The sequence below is a fragment of the Saccharothrix coeruleofusca genome, from assembly GCF_014648515.1.
Taxonomy (GTDB): Bacteria; Actinomycetota; Actinomycetes; order Mycobacteriales; family Pseudonocardiaceae; genus Actinosynnema; species Actinosynnema coeruleofuscum.
The window spans coordinates 79,391-94,322 of record NZ_BMRG01000005.1; the positions used below are offsets into that span (position 1 = coordinate 79,391).

A 14,932-nucleotide genomic window follows, 5' to 3' on the forward strand; every position below is an offset into this window, starting at 1 on the left:
CACCGGGTCTGAGCTGCTTACGATGCGCCCGTGACCGCATGGGGTTACCTCGTCGCGTCGATCGGCGTCCTGCTGATCGGCGCCGGGGCGTTCTTCGCGGGCCGGACGACCGCGCGCCGCCGCGCGGACCGGCCCGCCGGGCTGACCGTGGCCGACCTGATGGGCATGGTGGTGCAGTCCTCCCACGACGGGATCGCGGTGCTCAACGGCTTCGGCGACGTCGTGCTGCACAACCCGCGCGCCGAGGAGCTCGGCGTGGTGCGCAACAACCGGGTCGACGACCGGGCCCGCCGGGCCGCCGAGCTGGCCCGGCGCGACGGCGGCCTGGTCCAGGTGGACCTGTCGCCGCTGGAGGTCAAGGGCCGCCAGCCGGAGGCGGTGCACGCCGAGGTCCGGGTGCTGGTGGAGAACTTCGTGGTGGTGGCCGCCTCGGACGAGTCCGAGGCGGTCCGCCTGGAGGCCACCCGGCGCGACTTCGTGGCCAACGTCAGCCACGAGCTCAAGACCCCGGTGGGCGCGCTGGCGCTGCTGGCCGAGGCGGTGCTGGACGCCGCCGACGACCAGGAGGAGGTCCGCCGGTTCAGCGCCAAGATCATGCAGGAGGCCACCCGGCTGGGCACCCTGGTCACCGAGCTGATCGCGCTGTCCCGCCTGCAGGGCGCGGAGAAGCTGCCCGTGCTCGACACCGTGGACGTGGACGTGGTGGTCACCGAGGCGCTGGGCCGCTCCAAGCTGGCCGCCGAGAGCGCCGACATCGAGGTCACCACCGACGAGCCCAGCGGTCTGCGGGTGGAGGGCGACCGGACGCTGCTGGTCACCGCGCTGAGCAACCTGCTGGACAACGCGGTGGCCTACTCGCCGCCGGGCAGCCCGGTCACGGTCAGCCGCAAGCTGGTCGACGGGTTCGTGGAGATCGCGGTCACCGACCGCGGCATCGGCATCGCCGAGGACCAGCAGACGCGGGTGTTCGAGCGCTTCTACCGGGTCGACAAGGCCCGCTCGCGGGCCACCGGGGGCACCGGCCTCGGCCTGGCCATCGTCAAGCACGTGGCCGCCAACCACGGCGGCGAGGTCAAGCTGTGGAGCCTGCCGGGCACCGGCTCGACCTTCACGCTGCGCATCCCGGCGCACCCGGACCGGGACGCGCCGACTCCCGACCCCGCCCAGCAGGAGCTGGCGGCGACCCCCCTCGGAGGAGAGCTGTGACCAGGGTGCTGATCGTGGAGGACGAGGAGTCGTTCGCCGATCCGCTGGCCTTCCTGCTGCGCAAGGAGGGCTTCACCGCCGCGCTGGCGGCCACCGGGCAGGAGGCGCTGGAGGAGTTCGACCGCAACGGCGCCGACATCGTGCTGCTCGACCTGATGCTGCCCGGCATGAGCGGCACCGACGTGTGCAGGCAGCTGCGCCAGCGCTCGGCCGTGCCCGTGATCATGGTCACGGCGCGGGACAGCGAGATCGACAAGGTGGTCGGCCTGGAGCTGGGCGCGGACGACTACGTCACCAAGCCCTACTCGGCGCGCGAGCTGATCGCCCGCATCCGCGCGGTGCTGCGCCGCGGCGGCGAGTCCGAGGAGCTGCTGCCGCAGGTCCTGGAGGCGGGCCCGGTGCGGCTGGACGTCGAGCGGCACGTGGTCACCGTCGACGGCGCCGAGGTCAGCCTGCCGCTGAAGGAGTTCGACCTGCTGGAGTACCTGCTGCGCAACGTGGGCCGGGTGCTCACCCGAGGCCAGCTCATCGACCGGGTGTGGGGCGCGGACTACGTCGGCGACACCAAGACCCTGGACGTGCACGTCAAGCGGCTGCGCTCGAAGATCGAGCCGGACCCCTCGGCGCCCCGCCACCTGGTCACCGTGCGCGGTCTGGGATACAAGTTCGAGTCGTGATCCCCCCGACCGGGTACGGTGCACCGCGTGCGCCTAGGGGTGCTTGATGTCGGGTCCAACACCGTCCACCTACTGGTGGTGGACGCCCATCGGGGTGCCCACCCCACGCCCGCCAGCTCGGACAAGACCGTGCTGCGGCTGGCCGAGCAGCTGGACGGGCAGGGGCGGCTGAGCCGCGCGGGCGCGGACCAGCTGGTCCGCGCGGTCGCCGCGGCCAAGGCCGCGTCGGTGGAGCTGGAGTGCGAGGAGCTCATGGCCTTCGCCACCTCGGCGGTGCGCGAGGCGGCCAACTCCGCCGAGGTGCTGGGGCGGGTGCGCGCCGAGACCGGCGTGGACCTGCGGGTGCTCAGCGGCGAGGACGAGGCCCGCTACACGTTCCTGGCCGCCCGCCGCTGGTACGGCTGGTCGGCGGGCAGGCTGCTGTGCCTGGACATCGGCGGCGGGTCGCTGGAGCTGGCCACGGGCGTGGACGAGGTGCCCGAGCTGGCCGCGTCGGTGCCGCTGGGCGCGGGCCGGGTGACCCGCACCCGGTTCCGCGCGGACCCGCCCGGCCGCGCCGAGGTGCGCGCCACCGCCGAGTGGCTGGACGAGCAGCTCGCCCCGGTGGCCCAGCGGTTCCGCCGCGACGGCACCCCGGACCGGGTGGTGGGGACCTCGAAGACCTTCCGCACGCTGGCCCGCCTCACCGGCGCCGCGCCGTCCTCGGCCGGGCCGCGCGCCCGCCGGGTGCTCACCGCCGCGGGGCTGCGCCAGCTGATCGCGTTCATCTCGCGGATGCCCTCCGCCGACCTGGCCGAGCTGGAGGGGGTCAGCCCGGCCAGGGCGCCCCAGCTCGTGGCGGGCGCCCTGGTGGCGGAGGCCACGATGCGAGCCCTGTCACTCGGTGAGCTGGAGATTTGCCCTTGGGCCCTCCGGGAAGGTGTCATCCTGCGTCGTCTGGACCACACTGATGGCCCGGATCACAGCACCCCTAACACTGCCTCCGAGCGGTCGGGTGACACTGGACGGACTGGCCGCCACGGGGCACGGTGGAGTTGATGAGTCGAGAAAGCGAGTCGGAGCAGACCCAGCGCACCGTCGCGGAGTTGCTCGCCCAATATGGCGGGGGTTCCGGTGAGGTGGCGCCGCGTCGGCGTCGCCGGCGCGCGGAGGACGTCTCGGAGACCGCTCCGCAGGCGATCATCGACCGGGTCAACTCGGACAGCGGCAGGCTGCTGCCGGTCCGCGACGAACCCCCTCCCGCGGAGCCCTCCGGGCCTCCCCCCGCGCCTCCTGCGGCGCCCCCCGCGGCACCTCCTGCGGCACCTCCGGTGACGCCCCCCTCGGCGTCCCCGCCGCTGCCGTCCCGCTCCGCGCGCGCGGCCAAGCGCGCGGCGGCGGAGGTCGAGGCCGAGCGCACCGCCTACGCGCCGCCCCCGGTGGCCCCGCCCCCGGCGACCCCGCCCGCGCCGCCGCTGCCGACGCGCCCGTCGCGCGCCGCCGAGGCCGAGCGGACGACCTACGCGCCCGCGGTGGACCCGGCCGAGGAGACCCGCGTGGTCCCGCCGATCACCGACGACCGCGCGGGCGAGCCGTCCCGGCCGCAGGTCCGCCCGGTGGTGGACCGGCCCTCCGGCGAGCACCCGGTGCCCGAGCCGCCGCGCTCGCCGCTGACCGAGCCCACCCGCGTGGGCATCGACCCGAGCAGGCTCAACCCGGACGCCGCCCAGGCCACCCGCGTGGTGCGCCCGGCCGTCCCGCCGCCCACCCGCGAGCCGGTCACCGAGGTGCTGCCGAGGATCAGCGACCAGCTCACCCCGAACGTGCCGCTGGAAGCGCTGCCGACCGAGTCGGTGCTGATCGTGCCGCCCGCCCCGCCCGCGCTGCCCGCGCCGCTGCCCGACCAGACCCCGGAGGACTGGTTCGGCGAGGACGAGGAGCCGGAGGAGGAGCGGCCCGCCGGGGAGAGCACCCAGTTCCACCCCTACGTCGACCTCGACGAGGAGGACGAGGAGGAGGACTACCCGCCGCCGCGCCGCCTGGAGGACGACGAGGAGCCCGCCGGCCTGGCCGACATCGGCCAGGACGACGAGGACGAACCCGCCGAGCGCTCGCCCGGCCGCGAGTGGCTGATCATGATCGGCCAGCTCGCCGTCGGCGTCGTCGGCGGCGCCGCGCTGTGGCTGGGCTTCAGCTTCCTGTGGCGCACCCTCGCGCCCGCCGCGCTGGTGGTGGCGCTGGCGGTGACCGTGGGCCTGGTCATGCTGGTGCGCCGCATCCGCCGCGCGGACGACCTGCAGACCACCGTGCTCGCCGTGCTCGTCGGCCTGATCGTCACCGTGTCACCAGCGGCGATGCTGCTGGTGAAGTCTTGACCCCGGCCATCCCGGTCGGCCTGTCCACCGCCGCGGTGTGGCCGCAGCCCGCGGGCGCGGCGTTCGAGGTCGCCGGGGAGCTGGGCTACGACGGCGTCGAGGTCATGGTGTGGGCCGACCCGGTCAGCCAGGACGTGCGCGCCCTGGGCAGGCTGGCCGAGCGCACCGGCGTGCCGGTGCTCGCCGTGCACGCCCCGTGCCTGCTGATCAGCCAGCGGGTCTGGTCGCCCGACCCGGCCGAGCGGCTGCGCCGCAGCGTGCGCGCGGCGGCCGACCTGGGCGCGCGGACCGTGGTGCTGCACCCGCCGTTCCTGTGGCAGCGCCGCTACGCCGAGGGCTTCGCCGAGCTGGTGGCGCGGCTGGAGGACGACAGCGGCATCGCCATCGCCGTGGAGAACATGTTCCCGGTCCGCCGCGAGCTGGGCCGTGGCCGATCGGTGCAGGTCACCGCCTTCCGCCCGTCGATCGACCCCACCGACGTCGGGCACCGGCACTACACGCTGGACCTGTCGCACACCGCCGCCGCGTCGATGGACGCGCTGGAGCTGGCCAAGCGGATGGGCGACGGCCTGACCCACGTGCACCTGGCCGACGGCAGCGGCGCCCCCAAGGACGAGCACCTGGTGCCCGGTCGCGGCGGCCAGCCGTGCGCCCGGCTGTGCGAGAGCCTGGCGCGCGGCGGGTTCCGGGGGCAGGTGGTGCTGGAGGTCAACACCCGCAAGGCCCGAACGGCCGCCGCCCGCGCCGAGATGCTCGCCGAGTCGCTGCGCTTCGCCCGGTCGCACCTGCGCGCCTGAAGTCCCGGTGTCCCGCGCGACACCACCGGACCCCTCTGGGACGGCAATGAGTCGGAGACGGTTCGCCCGCCTTCCTCAACGCGCTCAAGGACTCCGCGCGGCCGGGGCCCGCGTAGGCGCGGGTAGGGTCGTTCCCGTGAACCCGTTGCGGACGCCGGTCCTCGCCGCTGCGGGCACCGACGCGACGCGCCGGGTGGGGATCGTCGGCGGACCGGTGCGCGCCCCCGAGCGCCCAGCCGACGTCGCGTCCTCCCCGCGTCCGCCGGTCCGCCGTTCCTGAGGAGCCCTGTGTCGTTCTCCCTCGCCAGTGCCGTGCGCCCGCTCGGTGATGGCACCTACACCGCCACCCTGCCCGCCGAGTGGACCGTCGGCCCCAAGCCGCACGGCGGCTTCCTGCTGGTGATCCTGGCCAGGGCCGCCGTGGACGGCGCCGCTCGGGCCATGCCCGGCACCGAGGGCCTGGCCCCGCTGGCGGTCAGCGCCCAGTTCCTGCGCGCCCCGGAGGTGGGGCCGGTGCTGCTGCGCACCGAGGTGCGCAAGACCGGCCGCACGGCCACCGTGGTGGCCGCCTCGCTGGAGCAGCGCGGGCGCTGCTGCGTCGAAGCCTCGGTGACCGTGGGCCGGATGCCGTCCCAGGAGCCGCACTACGCGGACCTGCCCGACGTCCAGGCCGCGCCGCCCGCCGACGCGGTCGACCTGGCCTCGCTGCACTCGGACGGGGTCTACAAGCTGGGCGCGGTGTGCGACGTCCGGCTGGACCCGCGCGGCGCCGGGTTCCTCACCGGCCGGGTCGGCGACCCGCTGGAGCTGCGGCTGTGGGCCCGCCCGATCGGCGAGCGGCCGGACCCGTACTTCGCGCTGCTGGCCGGGGACCTCTCCATGCCGGTGACGATGAACCTGGGCCGGTTCGGGTGGTCGCCGACGGTGCAGCTGACCGCGCTGCTGCGGGCCGACCCGGCGCCGGGCTGGCTGCGGATGCGGGTCTCGGCCAGCGCGGTGCACGGGCAGTGGTTCGACGAGGACGCCACCGTCATCGACGCCGCGGGCAGGCTGGTCTGCCAGGCCCGCCAGCTCGCCCTCACCCCGGCCGCCCGCGGGTGATTCCCGGTTGCGGGCCCGTGGCAGGCTTGGCCGCATGACGACCATCGCCGTGCTGGGGGCTGGCAGGATCGGTGAGGCGCTGCTGTCCGGCCTCCTCCAAGGGGGCCGCCCGGCGGCCGAGCTGGTGTTCACCGAGAAGCACCCGGACCGCGCCGCCGCGCTGAGCGAGCGGTACGGCGTGCGGGGGCTGAGCGTCCCCGACGCCGCCGCGTGCGCCGACGTGCTGGTGGTCGCGGTCAAGCCGCAGGACATCGAGCCGCTGCTGGACGAGCTGGCGCCGGTGGTCGAGCCGAGCACCCTGGTGGTGTCGCTGTGCGCCGGGCTGCCCACGTCGCTGTTCGAGAAGCGGCTGCCCGAGGGCACCCCGGTGGTGCGGGTCATGCCGAACACGCCCATGCTGGTCGGCCAGGCCATGAGCGCGGTGTCCGCGGGCAGCCACGCGGGCCCCGAGCACCTGGACCTGGTGGAGGAGCTGCTGTCGCCGGTCGGCAAGGTGGCGCGCGTGCCCGAGTCGCAGCAGGACGCGGTGACCGCGCTGTCCGGCTCCGGCCCCGCCTACTTCTTCTACCTGGTCGAGGCGATGATCGACGCGGGCATCCTGCTGGGCATCCCGCGCGACCTGGCCGGGCAGCTGATCATCCAGTCCGCGGTGGGCGCGGCGGCCATGCTCGCCGAGGGCGGCCAGCACCCGGTGATCCTGCGCGAGGCGGTCACCTCGCCCGGCGGCACCACCATCATGGCCATCCGGGAGCTGGAGAAGCACGGCGTGCGCGCCGCGATGCTCGCCGCGATCGAGGCCGCGCGCGACCGTTCGGTGGAACTCGGACGCGCCCATGAGGACCACTGATCCCGCTGTTGGCCGTCGCAGGAGTCCCACTGGTCCCGTTACCCTCGGAGCAGCACGTGCGTGTCGAACCGTCGGTGGGGAAGCCGACGGCACGACGCGTGTCGAAGGACGCGGTGGCTCATGCCTGCGGAGGAGAACGAACGCGCCGGACCGGCACAGGTGAAGTTCCTGACGGTGGCCGAAGTGGCGCTGATCATGCGCGTGTCGAAGATGACGGTGTACCGGCTGGTGCACTCCAAGGCGCTCGCCGCGGTGCGGGTGGGCAAGTCGTTCCGGGTGCCCGAGCGGGCGGTGCAGGAGTACCTGAACAACGCCTACTTCGACGCCGGGTGAGGGCGGGTCCGACCAGCCGGGTAAACTCATAGGCCGTTCGTGCCTGGGGTTGGCGTGCCCTCGTGACGGGTGTGCCGCCGGCGCATGGAGCAGCACCCACTGTCTAGTAGCTAAGGAACCCGCATGGGCTCGGTCATCAAGAAGCGCCGCAAGCGCATGTCGAAGAAGAAGCACCGCAAGCTGCTGCGCAAGACCCGCGTCCAGCGTCGCAAGCGCGGCAAGTAGCCCCTGCGGGGTTCTGACGGCGCGCACCGCCGGTCCCGTGCGGGACCGGCGGTGCTCTGCTTCACCCCGCCATCCGGGTGATTCCCCGGTGGAACGCCTGTGACCTGCGTCGGAGCCGCGTTCCCCGGCGATCGCGCACCCGGTGCGCTGGGTAGCATCCAACCGTCGCAGCACCCGCAGGGAGTCGCATGGCGCCGAAGGTCGTCCTCGTCACCGGTTGCAGCCGCTACCTCGGCGGCCACCTCGCCGCGCGGTTCGCCGCCAACCCCGACGTCGAGCGCGTGCTCGGGGTGGACACCGAACCGCCGTCGCGCGACCTGCGGCGCAGGATGGGCCGGGCCGAGTTCGTGCGCGCCGACATCCGCAACCCCCTCATCGCCAAGGTCATCGCCACCGCGGGCGTCGACACGGTCGTGCACGCCTCGGTGTCGGCCAACCCGGCGGGCCCGTCCGGCCGCACGGCGATGAAGGAGATGAACGTCATCGGCACGATGCAGCTGCTGGCCGCGTGCCAGAAGTCGCCGCACGTGCGCAAGCTGGTGGTCAAGTCCACCAGCGCGGTGTACGGCTCCAGCTCCCGCGACCCGGCGGTGTTCACCGAGGAGATGGGCCCCAAGGACCTGCCCTCCAGCGGCTACGCCAAGGACGCCGTGGAGGTCGAGGGCTACCTGCGCGGCTTCTGCCGCCGCCGCCCGGACGTGTCGGTCACCACGCTGCGGTTCACCAACTTCATCGGCCCGCGCATCGACAGCGTGCTGACCAGGTACTTCGCCCTGCCGGTCGTGCCGACCGTGCTCGGCTACGACGCCCGCGTGCAGCTGCTGCACTCCGAGGACGCGCTGGCCGTGCTGGAGCGGGCCACCATGCACGACCTGCCCGGCGTGTTCAACGTGGGCGCGGACGGCGTGCTGCTGCTGTCCCAGGCCATCCGCCGCGCGGGCAAGCTGCCGCTGCCGGTGCCCAGCGGCGCGGTGCCGGGAGTGGGCAGGCTGTTCCGCAGCGCCCGCCTGGTGGACTTCTCGCCCGACCAGATGCGGTTCCTCAACTGGGGCCGGGTGGTCGACACGACCAGGCTCAAGCGCGACTTCGGCTTCACCCCCCGGTGGACCACCCAGCAGGCGTTCGACGACTACGTGAGCGGGCGCGGGATGCGCCCGGTCATCGACCCCGAGCTGGTGACCTCGGTCGAGCGCGGCGTGCTCGACCTGGCCGCCCGGCTCCGCTGATCCCCGAGGAGGCGCACGTGGCGGAAGCGCGGGTCATCCCGCTGCACGGCCCGGACGGGGAGCGGTCGCGCCCCCGGCCGCGGGCCGTTCCGGACCCCGAGCCCGAGTCCGAGTCCGGGGCACCCGCCGCCGAGTGGGAGCGCAGGCTGGCCGACCTGCTGGCGTTCGTGCGCAGGCGCATCGAGGGCGACTACCAGGTCGACGAGTTCGGCTTCGACCCGGACCTGACCGACCACGTGATCATGCCGCCGCTGCGCCCGCTGTACGAGAAGTGGTTCCGGGTGGAGACCATCGGCCTGCACCACGTGCCCGCCGAGGGCGGCGCGCTGATCGTGGCCAACCACTCCGGCACGCTGCCGCTGGACTCGGTGATGACCGCCTACGCGGTGCGCGCCGAGCACCCGGCGCACCGGCACCTGCGGATGCTGGGCGCGGACCTGGTGTTCCGCACCCCCGTGCTGGGCGCGCTGGCCCGCAAGTCCGGGCAGACCCTGGCGTGCAACCCCGACGCCGAGCGGCTGCTGCGCTCCGGCGAGCTGGTCGGCGTGTGGCCGGAGGGGTTCAAGGGCATCGGCAAGCCGTTCAAGGACCGCTACAAGCTCCAGCGGTTCGGCCGGGGCGGGTTCGTCTCCGCCGCGCTGAACACCGGCGTTCCGATCATCCCCTGCTCGATCGTGGGCGCGGAGGAGATCTACCCCAAGATCGGTGACCTCAAGGCGCTGGCCAGGCTGTTCGGCTTCCCCTACTTCCCGATCACGCCGCTGTTCCCGTGGCTGGGGCCGCTGGGGGCCATCCCGCTGCCGTCGAAGTGGTACATCGAGTTCGGCGAGCCGATCACCACCGACGGCTACGGCGAGCACGCCGCCGACGACCCCATGCTGGTGTTCAACCTGACCGACCAGGTGCGCGAGACCATCCAGCAGACCCTCTACCGCCTGCTCATCCAACGCCGCAACGTCTTCCTCGGCTGACCCCCACCCCTCCTCCGCGAGTCGAACGCTCAGGACCCCTGAGTTCGTCGTTGAGGGTGGAAGAGCGTGCGCTCGCCGCGCGGCAGGTCGCCAAGGACGGCGCTCGCGCGCGCCCCGTCTCTGGTGCGTGGGCAAGTACTACCCGGCGGGGTTGTGAGGGCCGGTAAGTACCGCCCGAGGTGGGTGAGAGCGCGGGCCAAGGCGCGAAAGTGCAGGTCGGGGTGCGTGAACGCTCGGTTCGTGGTGTCGGAACGCGCGACACGCCCAACACGCCCATGAGTGGGCGACGCTGGGGGCGGGCGTGGCTGTTCTGAGCGTTGAACTCGGGGGTGCTGAGCGTTCGACTCGCGGAAGAGAGGGTCAGCCGAGCCAGCGCTTGCGCCAGGAGAGGCCGAGGGCCACCGCGCCCGCCAGGGCGCCCGCGCCCAGCACCGAGGGCACGCCGATGCGGGCGGCCTTGCGGCCGGTGCGGAAGTCGCGGATCTCCCAGCCGCGCTTGCGGGCGGTCTCGCGCAGGCCGGAGTCCGGGTTGACCGCGACCGCCGTGCCGACCACCGACAGCATCGGCACGTCGTTGACCGAGTCCGAGTAGGCGGTGCAGCGCCGCAGGTCCAGGCCCTCCTTGGCGGCCAGCGCGCGGACCGCGTGCGCCTTGGCCCTGCCGTGCAGCAGGTCGCCGACCAGCCTGCCGGTGTAGATGCCGTTCTCGCTCTCCGACACGGTGCCCAGCGCGCCGGTCAGGCCGAGCCGCCGGGCGATGATCGAGGCCAGCTCCACCGGGGTGGCGGTGACCAGCCACACCCGCTGCCCGGCGTCGAGGTGCATCTGGGCCAGCGCCTGGGTGCCCGCCCAGATCTTGTCCGCCATCAGCTCGTCGTAGATCTCCTCGCCGAGGTTGATCAGCTCGGCCACGCTGCGGCCCGCCACGAACGACAGCGCCTGCTCGCGGCTGGCCTTGACGCTCTGCGGGTCCTCCCGGCCGCCGACCCGGAACTTGATCTGCTGCCAGGCGAAGCCCGCCAGGTCGGAGTTGCGGAAGTACTTGCGCGCGGCCAGGCCGCGGGCGAAGTGGAAGATCGACGCGCCCATCATCATGGTGTTGTCCACGTCGAAGAACGCGGCCGCGGTGAGGTCGGACGGCACCGACAGCGGGGACGTGGCCAACGCGGCGCGGGCCGAGGCCTCACCTGCCAGTTCGGCGAGCCGTTCCCGCTCGGCCGAGCTCTCCACCACACGCCTTGCCGCCACGCCAGCGCCTCCCGCCAGTCCGATGGGACCAGGGTAGCGATCAGCCGCCGAGCCGGAGGCCGGGCAGTCCGGGCAGGGGCAGCGGGAGCGGCAGCTGCGGTTGCTGCGTGCTCGGTTGCGGCAGCAGCGAGGTGATCGGGGGCAGGGGCAGCGGCAGCGTCGGCAGGCCCGGCGCGGTGCCGGTGGGCGCGGGCTGCGGCTGGGTGGGCTGCGGCTGGGTGGGAACCGGGGCGGGGTTCGGGGTGGGCTGGGGCGCCGCGGTCGTGGCGGGCGGGGGCTGCTGGGTGGTCGGCGCGGTCGTGGTCAGCTCGGTCACCGAGCCGGTCGGGCCGGGCTGCGGCGAGGTGCACTCGCCGGTGGCGGGCAGGGGGCCGATGTCGTCGGACTGCCCGGAGGTGATCGCGGTGCAGCCCGAGCGGGCCCGCAGGTCGGTGGCGCGCCGCTCGATCCGGTCGAGCAGCTCCAGCGAACCCCCGGCGCGCTCGGCGGCCTGGGCGGGCAGGTCGTCGCGCAGGTCGGTGAGCCGGGCGCGCTGCGCGCCCGCCCAGTCCGCCAGCGACGTCAGCGCGCGCTGGTCGGAGTTCACGCCGAACGCGGTCAGGGCGCGCGAGCCCGCCGCGGCGTCGGCGTCGTGGTCGGCCAGCGCGGTCAGGTAGCCGCTGACGGGGCCGCCGTCGGAACCCCGGTGGCGGTGCGCCAGCGTCTCCAGCTCGGTGAGCCGGGCCGCGGCGAACTCCAGCCGCTTGAAGCCCTTGGACTCCTCGCCGAAGGTGAGGCCGAGGCTGGCGTCCTCGGCGGTGCGCTTGACGCCGTACAGCGCGTCGCCGGGCAGCGCGTCCCTGCTCAGCAGCAGGCTCATGCCCGCGAGGGAGAACACCAGGCACAGCGCGGCGGCCAGCGCCACCACCAACCGGCCGCGCGCCCCGCCGCGGCGCGAGTCGGGCTCGCCGACCGGGGCGGCCCGCGCGCCGAGCACGCGCTCGCGCATCCGCGCCCTGGTGGCGTCGTCCGGGCCGCTGGTGCGGGCGGCTTCCCGCAGCAGCGCCACGACGGCCAGCTCGTCGGCGAAGCGGGGGTCCGGGTCGTTCGCGGGCAGCGCGTCCACGGCGCGGGCGAACTGCTCGCGCTGCCTGTGGCGCCCTAGTGGCGTGATCCCTCTGCCCACCATTTCCGCACCGTCTCGAAACGGACCTCACCCGGAGCAACGAACCGGTGCGCTCCGGGTTACGCGGGTGGGCGGTGCGACGGCGGTCACCGCAGCCAGGGCGGCAGCAGTTGGGCCAACCGGCGCACCGCCCTGTGCTGCAGGGCCTTGATCGCGCCCTCGTTGCGCCCCATCTTCGCGGCGGTCTCCGCCACGGACAAGCCCTGGATGAAGCGCAGCGTGATGCACTCGCGCTGGTCATCGCCCAGTTGGCGGACGCAGCGCAGCAGTTCCTCGTTGGTGGCGTGGGTCAGCACCTCCTGCTCCGGCCCGCTGGTGACCTCGCGGTTGTCGGCCGGTTCGGCGGTGGTGACCTCCAGCCGGTAGCGGCTGGACTTCACGTGGTCCAGGACGATGTTGCGGGCGATGGTGACGAACCACGCGCCCACGTCGCGGCCCTGGTAGCTGATGGAGCCGATGCCGCGCAGCGCGCGGAGGAAGGTCTCGCTGGTGACGTCCTCGGCCAGGGTGCGGTCGCCCACGCGGAACAGCACGTACCGGTAGACGACGTCGACGTACTTGTCGTACAGCGCGCCGAACGCGTCCGTGTCGCCCTCCTGGGCGGCACGGACCAGGTCCCACGGCTCGTCCGCCGCGTCGTTGCCCACGTTGCCGATCGTGCTCGAACGCCCTCCGGTGCTCCACACCCCGCGGAGGCCCCGACGGGGTCGGGTGGTGCTCTCTCGTGCCCTGTCGGTCATCGGCCTGCGGCACCTCCACAGAGTCGACGTCCAGGCAGCATACGTGTTGTTACTCCGTAGTAGGTAGCGGCATCCGGCCGCCTGCCGACCGGGCTTTCGGACGCACTGCCCGACGCCGTCCGCGCGTGACAGACTGCGCGGGAGTACGCCGGGTCAGCCAGGAGGTCGCCTTGCCCTCTCCCGCACGCAACGTCGCCGACCTGGTGCGCGCCTCCGCGCACCGGGGACCTCAGCACGTCGCGCTGGTGGACGTCGCCACACGGACGAGCTTCACCTGGTCGGAGCTGGACGCGGCGGCGGACGCCGAGGCGCGCAGGCTGACCGCGGCGGGCCTGCGCCCCGGCGACCGGGTCGTGGTGCGGCTGCCCACCGGCCCGGAGTTCTGCGCGGCCGTGTTCGGCGTGCTGCGCGCGGGCGGCGTGCTGGTGCCCGCCGGGCCCGGTCAGCCCGAGCGGGAACTGGGGCGGCTGCTGGCCGACAGCGGCGCGCGGCTGCTCGTCGGCGACGGTGGCGGTGCGGATGTCGACACGCTGCCCGCCCCGGCGTTGGCTCCCGGTGAGGCGGGCGGGGAGCCGTTCGAGGCGGTCACCGGGGGTGAGGACCTGGCCGTGCTCAGCTACACCTCCGGCACCTCGGGCGTCCCGCGCGGGGTGATGCTGTCGCACCGGGCCCTGCTGGCCAACGTGGCCCAGTGCGCGGCGCTGCGCCCCGCGCCGGTCACGGCGGGCGACCGGGTGCTGCTGGCGCTGCCGCTGTTCCACGTCTACGGGCTGGGGCCGGGCCTGTTCCAGGTGGCGGGCGCGGGCGCGACGGCGGTGCTGCTGGAGCGCTTCGACCCGGACGCGGCGCTGGACGCCGTCCGCGAGCACCGGGTGACCGCGCTGGCGGGCGTGCCGCCGATGTACCGGGCGCTGCTGACCCGGCCGATCGAGAAGCTGCGCGAGGACCTGGCCACGGTGCGCCTGTTCACCTCGGGCGCGGCCCCGCTGCCCGCCGCAGTGCAGGCCGCCGTGCGGCAGGCCGTCGGCCTGCCCGTGTACGAGGGGTACGGCCTCACCGAGACCGGTCCGGTGCTGACCTCGACGCTGGTCGGCGGCCTGCCCAAGCCGGGGTCGGTGGGCCGCCCGCTGCCCGGCGTGCGGGTGCGCCTGGTGGACAGCGACGGCAGGCCGCTGGACGTGGACGAGGACGAGCCGGGCACCGGCCTGGTGGCGGCCAAGGGCGACAACCTGTTCAGCGGCTACTGGCCGGACGGGGCGCACGGCCCCGACGCGGACGGCTGGTTCCGCACCGGTGACGTGGGCTACCTCGACGAGGACGGCGACCTGCACCTGGTGGACCGGGCGGGGGACCTGATCATCGTCAACGGCTTCAACGTCTACCCGCACGAGGTGGAGCGGGTGGTGGGGGAGCTGGACGGGGTCGCCGAGGTCGCGGCGGTGGGCGTGCCGGACGAGCGGACCGGCGAGGCGGTGAAGGTCGTGCTGGTGCTGGAGGAGGGCGCGGAGCTGACCGAGGAGCGGGTGCGGGAGCACTGCGCCCAGCGGCTGGCGAAGTTCAAGGTGCCCGCGGTGGTCGAGTTCGCGCAGGTCCTGCCGCACTCGCCGACCGGCAAGCTGGCCCGTGCCCTCCTGCGCTGACCCCGCGCCTGCAAGTACTACCCGACCCCCCTGTGGACGCCGGTAACTACTACCCGCCCGGTGACAGCCGCCGACCCCAGTCGGGGCGGGTAGTAGTCATGCGCTCGGAAGTGGGCCACGGGTAGTACTTGCCGGTGCGGTTTAGGGTGGTGGGGTGAGTCACCGCGTCACTCTCATCACCAGGGTCGACTGCCACGCGTGCGAGCGGGCCGCGGCCGACCTGGAGCGCATCTGCGGCGAGCTGGGGGTGCCCTGGGAGACCCAGGACGTCGACTCGGACCGGGAGCTGCGGGCCGAGTACGGCGACCGGGTGCCGGTGATCCTGGTGGACGGCGAGGAGCACGGCTACTGGTCGGTCGAGGAGGACCGGCTGCGCGCCGCCCTGGCCTGATTACCGGGTGC

General features: G+C 74.1%; 17 protein-coding genes. 14 read left to right on the top strand and 3 right to left on the bottom strand.

The genetic code is table 11. The annotated features are described in order from the left end of the window. The first annotated feature begins 30 nt into the window (after positions 1 to 30). The 12 genes from IEZ00_RS15770 (at position 31) to IEZ00_RS15825 (ending at position 9,737) form a co-directional block, all read left to right on the top strand. Entirely contained in the window at positions 31 to 1,206 is a 1,176-nt protein-coding gene (locus IEZ00_RS15770; protein WP_373293137.1) for a sensor histidine kinase, read from the top strand. Then, on the top strand, positions 1,203 to 1,883 hold the full coding sequence (locus tag IEZ00_RS15775) for a response regulator (protein WP_189224018.1): 681 nt from the start codon (positions 1,203 to 1,205) through the stop codon (positions 1,881 to 1,883). Before IEZ00_RS15770 ends, IEZ00_RS15775 begins: the two co-directional genes overlap by 4 nt. Positions 1,884 to 1,910: 27 nt before the next feature. After that, on the top strand, positions 1,911 to 2,921 hold the full coding sequence (locus IEZ00_RS15780) for a Ppx/GppA family phosphatase (protein ID WP_189224019.1): 1,011 nt from the start codon (positions 1,911 to 1,913) through the stop codon (positions 2,919 to 2,921). Then, positions 2,921 to 4,237 carry an Rv0497 family membrane protein gene (locus IEZ00_RS15785; protein ID WP_189224020.1) on the top strand — a complete coding sequence of 439 codons (1,317 nt, stop codon included), beginning with the start codon at positions 2,921 to 2,923 and terminating at the stop codon, positions 4,235 to 4,237. Before IEZ00_RS15780 ends, IEZ00_RS15785 begins: the two co-directional genes overlap by 1 nt. Next, complete coding sequence (locus tag IEZ00_RS15790; protein ID WP_189224021.1) at positions 4,234 to 5,034, top strand: sugar phosphate isomerase/epimerase family protein; 801 nt, start codon at positions 4,234 to 4,236, stop codon at positions 5,032 to 5,034. Before IEZ00_RS15785 ends, IEZ00_RS15790 begins: the two co-directional genes overlap by 4 nt. Positions 5,035 to 5,170: 136 nt before the next feature. Next, complete coding sequence (locus IEZ00_RS15795) at positions 5,171 to 5,314, top strand: hypothetical protein (RefSeq protein WP_189224022.1); 144 nt, start codon at positions 5,171 to 5,173, stop codon at positions 5,312 to 5,314. Positions 5,315 to 5,322: 8 nt separating this feature from the next. Next, positions 5,323 to 6,135 (top strand): thioesterase family protein, encoded by an 813-nt coding sequence (locus tag IEZ00_RS15800; protein ID WP_189224023.1) that lies wholly within the window; start codon positions 5,323 to 5,325, stop codon positions 6,133 to 6,135. Between the two features lie 34 nt (positions 6,136 to 6,169). Continuing rightward, positions 6,170 to 6,982, top strand: a complete 813-nt coding sequence (gene proC, locus IEZ00_RS15805) for a pyrroline-5-carboxylate reductase (RefSeq protein ID WP_189224024.1) — start codon at positions 6,170 to 6,172, stop codon at positions 6,980 to 6,982. 120 nt (positions 6,983 to 7,102) lie between these two features. Continuing rightward, positions 7,103 to 7,315 carry a helix-turn-helix domain-containing protein gene (locus tag IEZ00_RS15810; protein ID WP_189224025.1) on the top strand — a complete coding sequence of 71 codons (213 nt, stop codon included), beginning with the start codon at positions 7,103 to 7,105 and terminating at the stop codon, positions 7,313 to 7,315. A gap of 123 nt (positions 7,316 to 7,438) precedes the next feature. Next, positions 7,439 to 7,540, top strand: a complete 102-nt coding sequence (locus tag IEZ00_RS15815) for a 30S ribosomal protein bS22 (RefSeq protein ID WP_015105422.1) — start codon at positions 7,439 to 7,441, stop codon at positions 7,538 to 7,540. Between the two features lie 188 nt (positions 7,541 to 7,728). Then, positions 7,729 to 8,766: an NAD-dependent epimerase/dehydratase family protein gene (locus IEZ00_RS15820; RefSeq protein ID WP_189224026.1), complete on the top strand. Its 1,038-nt coding sequence runs from the start codon at positions 7,729 to 7,731 to the stop codon at positions 8,764 to 8,766. A gap of 17 nt (positions 8,767 to 8,783) precedes the next feature. After that, the gene (locus IEZ00_RS15825; protein WP_229795768.1) at positions 8,784 to 9,737 is read left to right on the top strand and encodes a lysophospholipid acyltransferase family protein; all 954 of its coding nucleotides are present in this window, start codon (positions 8,784 to 8,786) and stop codon (positions 9,735 to 9,737) included. A 360-nt stretch (positions 9,738 to 10,097) separates the two neighbouring features. Here the strand turns inward: IEZ00_RS15825 and IEZ00_RS15830 are convergent, their stop codons facing one another. From IEZ00_RS15830 to IEZ00_RS15840, 3 genes are all read right to left on the bottom strand, one after another. Then, positions 10,098 to 10,985: an HAD family hydrolase gene (locus tag IEZ00_RS15830; protein WP_189224027.1), complete on the bottom strand. Its 888-nt coding sequence runs from the start codon at positions 10,983 to 10,985 to the stop codon at positions 10,098 to 10,100. A 40-nt stretch (positions 10,986 to 11,025) separates the two neighbouring features. Next, the gene (locus tag IEZ00_RS15835) at positions 11,026 to 12,153 is read right to left on the bottom strand and encodes a DUF5667 domain-containing protein (protein WP_189224028.1); all 1,128 of its coding nucleotides are present in this window, start codon (positions 12,151 to 12,153) and stop codon (positions 11,026 to 11,028) included. Positions 12,154 to 12,236: 83 nt separating this feature from the next. Next, positions 12,237 to 12,890 carry a sigma-70 family RNA polymerase sigma factor gene (locus tag IEZ00_RS15840; protein ID WP_189224029.1) on the bottom strand — a complete coding sequence of 218 codons (654 nt, stop codon included), beginning with the start codon at positions 12,888 to 12,890 and terminating at the stop codon, positions 12,237 to 12,239. Between the two features lie 170 nt (positions 12,891 to 13,060). Here IEZ00_RS15840 and IEZ00_RS15845 point away from each other — a divergent pair, with 170 nt between their 5' ends. After that, positions 13,061 to 14,530 (top strand): AMP-binding protein, encoded by a 1,470-nt coding sequence (locus IEZ00_RS15845; protein ID WP_189224030.1) that lies wholly within the window; start codon positions 13,061 to 13,063, stop codon positions 14,528 to 14,530. Between the two features lie 154 nt (positions 14,531 to 14,684). After that, the gene (locus tag IEZ00_RS15850; RefSeq protein WP_189224031.1) at positions 14,685 to 14,921 is read left to right on the top strand and encodes a glutaredoxin family protein; all 237 of its coding nucleotides are present in this window, start codon (positions 14,685 to 14,687) and stop codon (positions 14,919 to 14,921) included. Positions 14,922 to 14,932 lie beyond the last annotated feature (11 nt).

Bases quoted from the DNA above. Each gene is read 5' to 3' on its own strand.
- IEZ00_RS15785 (WP_189224020.1), top strand. From the start codon at position 2,921: ATGAGTCGAGAAAGCGAGTCGGAGCAGACCCAGCGCACCGTCGCGGAG.
- proC (WP_189224024.1), top strand. From the start codon at position 6,170: ATGACGACCATCGCCGTGCTGGGGGCTGGCAGGATCGGTGAGGCGCTG.
- IEZ00_RS15810 (WP_189224025.1), top strand. From the start codon at position 7,103: ATGCCTGCGGAGGAGAACGAACGCGCCGGACCGGCACAGGTGAAGTTC.
- IEZ00_RS15815 (WP_015105422.1), top strand. From the start codon at position 7,439: ATGGGCTCGGTCATCAAGAAGCGCCGCAAGCGCATGTCGAAGAAGAAG.
- IEZ00_RS15820 (WP_189224026.1), top strand. From the start codon at position 7,729: ATGGCGCCGAAGGTCGTCCTCGTCACCGGTTGCAGCCGCTACCTCGGC.
- IEZ00_RS15835 (WP_189224028.1), bottom strand. From the start codon at position 12,153: ATGGTGGGCAGAGGGATCACGCCACTAGGGCGCCACAGGCAGCGCGAG.
- IEZ00_RS15840 (WP_189224029.1), bottom strand. From the start codon at position 12,890: ATGACCGACAGGGCACGAGAGAGCACCACCCGACCCCGTCGGGGCCTC.